Raw genomic sequence first — 5904 nt, 5'->3', positions numbered from 1 at the left:
GCAAGTCCGGCCCGGTCCGCATGACCAGCGCCGCCAAGGCCCTGTACGCGCCGTGGGACTGCATCGTCGTCGCCGTCTGACCGGCTTCCCGCCGTCACCCGAACCCGAGAAAGGGGTGCCTTCACATGAAGAAGATCGCCATCCGCAAGTCCGGCCCGGTCCGCATGACCAGCGCCGCCAAGGCGCTCTACGCGCCGTGGTCCTGCATCATCGTCGCCCAGGTCTGACCTCGGCCCCGACCGGGCCGTCCGCCGGATCCGCGGATGGCCCGGCTCGGCCGTCCCCGCGCGCAGGAGGAACCCTTGCCAGCCCGTCCGGACAGCGAAACCGCGCCGAGCCCGCTCGACCGGCCCCAGCCGATGCACCCCCTGGTCTTCCACCCCGAGGGCGAGGACGTGGTCGTCGGCCGCGCCGACACCGACACCTACGTGGTGCTCCCGGTGGACGGCGCCTACCTGGTCCACCTGCTGGCCGAAGGCACACCGCCGAACCGGGCCGCCGCCGCGTACCGCGAACGCTGGGGCGAGGACGTCGACATCCAGGACCTGCTCGACTCCCTGGACGAGCTGGGATTCCTGCTGGCCGACGGCGAGCACGTCGCCGAAGCACGCCCGGTCCGCCACCAGCGGCTGGGCAAGGCGCTGTTCGGCCCGGCCGCCTGGGTCTGCTACGCCGCGCTGACCGTCCTGTGGCTGGTCGAGAGCGTCCGCACGCCGGACCTGCTCCCCGACTACCACCACATCTTCTTCACCCCGTACTACAGCGTGATCGCCCTGTTCCTGCTGGCGGGCCAGACCCCGCTGATCGCCCTGCACGAGGCGTTCCACGCCCTGGCCGGGCGCCGGATCGGCCTGCACTCGCACTTCCGGCTCGGCCGCCGGCTCTACTATGTGGTCGCCGAGACCTCGATGGACGGGCTGGTCGCCGTCCCCCGCCGGAAGCGGTACCTGCCGATCCTGGCGGGCGTGCTGGCGGACGTCCTGGCGCTCGCCGCGCTGACCCTGGCCGCCGACCTGCTCCGCCGCCCCGACGGCAGCTTCCCGCTCGCCGCCGGCCTGTGCCTGGCCCTCGCCTACGCGACCGTGCTGCGGCTGGCCTGGCAGCTGCTGTTCTACCTGCGCACCGACCTCTACCTGCTGATGACCACCGTGCTCGGCTGCGTCGACCTGCACACCGCCGCCAAGCACGTGCTGCGCGACCGGATCCGCCGGCTCACCGGCCGCCCCCGCGCCGACGACACCCACCTGCACCCCACCGACCTGCGGGTCGCCCGCTGGTACAGCTGGCTGATGGTGCTCGGCTACACGTTCACCCTGCTGCTCGGCGCCACCGCCGCCGTACCGATGGCCTACCACGTGGTCGTCGGGGTCCTGGGCCGGTTCACCGGCAGCACCTCCGTCGTCGAACTGGTCGACTCCGTCACCGTGCTGGCCCTCAGCGGCGCCCAGCTCGCCGTCGCCGCCGCCATCGCGCTGCGCGACCGCCGCGCCGCCCGGGCCGCCGCGGCCGGCTGACCGCCGCCCGCCCCGCATCCACCGTTCCCGTCCGAAAGGCAGCACCGTCATGGCCGAGCACCGGCACCACTGGATCCGGGCCACCCACCGCAGCGCGGCCGACGCCGCCCGCCCCGGCCTGGAACTGCCGCCCGTGCTGGCCACCGTGAGCGCCCACCGACGCCTGCGCGGCCCGTACACCGCCGCCGGCTCCGTGCTGCGGGCGGTGGTCCCCGACGCCCTGGAACGCTGCCCCGACGCCGTCGCCCGCCACGACGTGGAGATCCTCTCCGCCGCACCGGAACTGCGCCGCACCGTGCAGGCCACCCGCGAGACCCTGACCTCGCTGGCCATCCCCAAGGAACGCACCCGGTTCTACTCCCGGCTGCGCACCCTGCGGCTCAGCCACGGCCTGGTCGAGTTCCTCACCGCGTACGCCCGCAGCCTGGACGACGGCCCGCGCACCCTGGTGGTCGAGGACCTCCAGCACGCCGACCCGACCGACCAGGAGTTCGTCGCGGTCCTGCTGCGCCGCGCCGACCCCGCGCTGATCACCGTGGTCGCGGTCACCGACACCGCCGGGCCCACCGCGGTCGACGGACCCACCGAGGCCCCGCTCCCGGCGGCCCTGGCCGCCCACTGCGCCGCGCTCGACGTGGACGGGCCGCCGCCCGCGCTACCCGCGGACCCGGCCCGCGCCTGGGTCGACAGCGACGGCACCGCCGACGACCCCCGGCTCGCCGAGGCCTACCGGGCGCTGCCCGCCGAACAGCGCGCCGCCCTGCACGACCGGCGGCAGCAGGAACTGGCCGCCCTGGACCAGGAGTCGCTCGCGCTCGGCGCCCTCACCTGGCACGCCCAGTACGGCAGCGACCGGCCGGCCGCCGTCACCGCCCTGCGCCGGGCCCTGGACACCTGCATCGACCTGGGCTTCTACCACGCCACGGTGGAACTCGGGGAGCGCGGGCTGACCCTCGTGGAGCCCGCGGACGACCTGGACGCCTGGTGGGCCTTCACCACCAAGATGACGACCTCCTTCGCCGCCCTCGGCCTGCCCGAGCGGTCGCTGCCGTTCTACACCGAGGCCCGGGCGGTCACGACCCACCCGGTGGTCCACATGCAGGCCGCCTACGCCACCTCGATGCTCTACACCCGGCACTTCGACGCCACCCAGCGCGACCACCTGCTCGCCCGCGGCTGGATCAACCAGGCCATCGCGCTCGCCGAGCAGATGCCCGACCCCAAGGAGCGGGTCGCCCGCGCCGTGTTCAACCGCAACGGGCTGGCCCTGATCGAGATGCACCAGGGCAACCTGGCCGGTGCCCTCACCCTGCTCGACGAGTGCCTGGCCAAACTGGACGAGACCCTCGCCCCGGACGAGCACGCCCTGCACCGCTCGGTACTGCGGCACAACCGCGCCCAGGTGACCGGCCAGCTCGGGATGCACGCCGAGTCGATCGCCGACTTCACCGAGGTGATCACACTCGACCCCAACTACGCGGAGTACCACTTCGACCGGGGGCTGGCACACCGCAGCCTCGGGCGCCCGGTCGAGGCACTGGCCGACTTCGAGCAGGCCGTCAGGCTCTCCCCGCCGTTCCCCGAGGCGTACTACAACCGCGCCGACGTGCGCTCCGAACTCGGCGACCTGGAAGGCGCGGTGGCCGACTTCGGGTACGTCCTGGAGCTGGACCCGGCATTCCCCGACGCCCACCTCAACCGGGCCGGACTGCTGCTCGCCCTCGGCGAGGCCGAGGCCGCCTGGCAGGACGTCCGCGACGGCCTGGAACTGACCCCCGACAGCGCCGAACTCCTCTGCCTCAAAGCACAGTTGCACCTGGACGCGGACAACATCGAGCAGGCACTGGAGGCGCTCGGACGCGCCCTGGCGGCCGACCCGGACTACGCCCCCGGCTGGGCGCTGCGCGGGGCGCTCGGGTACGAGCGGGGCGACCTGCCGGCGGCCGTCGCCGACCTGGGGCGCGCCGCCGAACTCTCCCCCGACCCGGAGATCCGCTTCAACCTGGCCGTGGCGCTGCGCGAGTCCGGCCGGACCGACGCCGCACTGGAGCTGCTGGACGCCCTGCTGGCCGAGGACGACGACCCGGACGTCCGGGCCGAGCGGGAGCTGTGCCTGAACAGCCGGTGACGGTGCGCCGAGCGGCCGGCGACCGGCGCGCCACCGCCGCCCGACCGGCACCTGACGGCCCGCCGGCGACCCGGCGGGCCACCTGGGACACGACACTCGAAAGCCGCTTGATCCGCACCACTTCCGCACCTGGCCCGCACCACCCACGGTATCCGCGCCCGGCCGGCGCCAACTACGATGTCCCGGGAACAACCCTGACACCAGCTGTGCTCAACCGGCCGGCGTAGGACCCGTGAGGGAGGCGCTTTGACTGGTCCGGACCTTGACCCGCCCACACTCAGCGACCGGATCGACCGGCTTTTCCAGGTCGTCCGCCGTCCGAGTGGCGAGCCGTACAGCCACGAGGAGGTCGCCAGGGCCTGTCGGGAGGCCAGCGGGGAGACATTTTCGGCCACCTACCTCTGGCAGCTGCGCACCGGCCGGCGGGACAACCCGACCAAGCGTCACCTGGAGTCGCTGGCCCAGTTCTTCCAGGTCCCGCCCTCGTACTTCTTCGACGACGAGCAGAGCGACAAGATCACCGAGGAGCTGGCGCTGCTCGGTGCGATGCGCAACGCCGGCGTCCGGGAGGTCGCGCTGCGCGCCGTCACCCTGTCGCCCGAAGGGCTCGGCACCATCAGCGACATGATCGAGGCGATCGCCCGCAGAGAGGCCAGATCCCAGCGGTCCGAGTGATATCTCCGGTCCGGCGCCCGCGCCTAGGATCATCGGGGGTGGCCGACCGGACGGCAGGGGTGGGAGTGGCGATGGCATGGGCGGACCGCGACGGCAGAAGGCTCTGGCGCCGGTGTCAGCAGCTGGTCGCCGACGCCCCGCTGCCCGTGCCCTTCGAGATCGCCGGGTTCCTCGGCGCGCTGTCCGAGCAGCTCGGCCGGCCGATCGAGCTGATCCCGCTGCCGGCCGGGGTCCGGGCACCCTGCGGGGTGCTGGTCAGCACCGACCGGGCCGACTACATCGGCTTCCCCACCGACACCACCCCGCTGCACCAGCAGCACATCGTGCTGCACGAGGTCGGGCACCTGCTGTGCGGCCACCGCGGCGGCCCCGGCGGCACGGACGGCGCCACCGCCGGGCCGCTCTTCCCGCACCTGTCCGGTGAGTTGATCCGCCGGGTGCTCGGGCGGACGGTCTACACCGAGGTGCAGGAGCAGGAGGCCGAGCTGTTCGCCTCGCTCGCCCTGCACCGGGCCAGCCGGGCCAGACCGGCCGTACCGCCGGGCCCGCCCGGCGAGCAGGGCCCCGCCGGGCGGCTGGGCTCGATCTTCGACCGCCCGGCCCGCTGGGGTTCCTGCCCGTGATCGACCTCGCGGCCGCCGCCGCGTGTGTGATCGCCCTGCTCGGGATCGGCTTCCGGCTCCACCAGGTCCGCGGCACCCGGCCCGCCGCCGGGACGCTGTACCTGGTGGCGTTCGCGCTGTGCATGGCCGTGGCGATGGCGGCGCTCTCCCCCTCGGCCTCGGCCGCCGCCCACGGCCGGCCCCCCTGGGCGCTCGCCCTCGGCCTGGCCGGCGGCGAACTCAAGATCGCCGCTCAGGGGTTCCTCGCCCTGCTCGCCCTGTCCGTCGAACCACCCCGGCGCGGGCGGAAGTTGATGATCCGCCAAGCCATCGGCACGCTGACGGTGATGGCGGCCGGCGCCGCCGCGTTCCTGCTCGCCCATCCGACGCCCGCGACCGGCGGCCTGTACGTGGACCCGCCCGGGCGGCCCACCCTGACCTGCTACAACGCGCTGTTCACCGCCCACGCCACCTGGTGCCTGGCGGTCTTCCTGCTGCTGATCGGCCGGGCCGCGCGGCAGGTGGAGGACCGGCTGCTGCGGACCGGGCTGCGGCTGGTGCTGGCCGGAGCCGCGGTCGGACTGGTCTGGGCGGTGCTGAGCATCGGCCCACTGCTGGACGCCCTCACCACCGGCCACCAGCTCACCCGGGAGGACCGGGTCTCCGCCACCGCCAGCGTGCTGGCGCTCACCCTGGGCATCGGCGGCGCCACCCTGACCGCCTGGGCCGGGCTGCCGGCCCGGCCGCTGCGCCGACTGCGGGCCTGGTACCGGTACCGCAGGCTGGCCCCCCTGTGGGCGGCGCTGCGGACCGCCGTCCCGGAGATCGCGTTCGACGCCGCCGGGGCGGCCGGTGGCCACCGGCTGTCCACGGACGCCGAGTTCGCGCTCTACCGGAGGGTGATCGAGATCCGCGACGGCCAACTCGCCCTGCGCGCCCACCTGCGGCCCGAGATCGCCGAGCGGGCGGCCGCCGAGGCGACCCG

General features: G+C 74.3%; 5 protein-coding genes. All 5 read left to right on the top strand.

Features of this window, described 5'->3' with window-relative positions:
• Nucleotides 1-302 precede the first annotated feature (302 nt).
• Nucleotides 303-1514: a hypothetical protein gene (locus AA75_RS23390; RefSeq protein ID WP_199520398.1), complete on the top strand. Its 1212-nt coding sequence runs from the start codon at nucleotides 303-305 to the stop codon at nucleotides 1512-1514.
• Between the two features lie 49 nt (nucleotides 1515-1563).
• Nucleotides 1564-3642 (top strand): tetratricopeptide repeat protein, encoded by a 2079-nt coding sequence (locus tag AA75_RS23385; RefSeq protein ID WP_033822160.1) that lies wholly within the window; start codon nucleotides 1564-1566, stop codon nucleotides 3640-3642.
• A gap of 246 nt (nucleotides 3643-3888) precedes the next feature.
• The gene (locus AA75_RS23380; protein WP_033822159.1) at nucleotides 3889-4317 is read left to right on the top strand and encodes a helix-turn-helix domain-containing protein; all 429 of its coding nucleotides are present in this window, start codon (nucleotides 3889-3891) and stop codon (nucleotides 4315-4317) included.
• Between the two features lie 71 nt (nucleotides 4318-4388).
• The gene (locus tag AA75_RS23375; protein WP_063794421.1) at nucleotides 4389-4940 is read left to right on the top strand and encodes a hypothetical protein; all 552 of its coding nucleotides are present in this window, start codon (nucleotides 4389-4391) and stop codon (nucleotides 4938-4940) included.
• A partial coding sequence (locus AA75_RS23370; RefSeq protein WP_051813135.1) for an MAB_1171c family putative transporter occupies nucleotides 4937-5904 on the top strand: 968 nt, incomplete at its 3' end. The genes AA75_RS23375 and AA75_RS23370, both read left to right, overlap by 4 nt.

Origin of the sequence: Kitasatospora sp. MBT63, from assembly GCF_000710465.2 — a bacterium.
Lineage (GTDB): Bacteria > Actinomycetota > Actinomycetes > Streptomycetales > Streptomycetaceae > Kitasatospora.
Note: the sequence above shows the minus strand (reverse complement) of the source record. Positions and strands in the feature narration are given on the sequence as shown.

What these genes read in the sequence shown, in the direction of transcription:
- AA75_RS23385 (WP_033822160.1), top strand. Translation starts at nt 1,564, where the DNA reads ATGGCCGAGCACCGGCACCACTGGATCCGGGCCACCCACCGCAGCGCG.
- AA75_RS23375 (WP_063794421.1), top strand. Translation starts at nt 4,389, where the DNA reads ATGGCATGGGCGGACCGCGACGGCAGAAGGCTCTGGCGCCGGTGTCAG.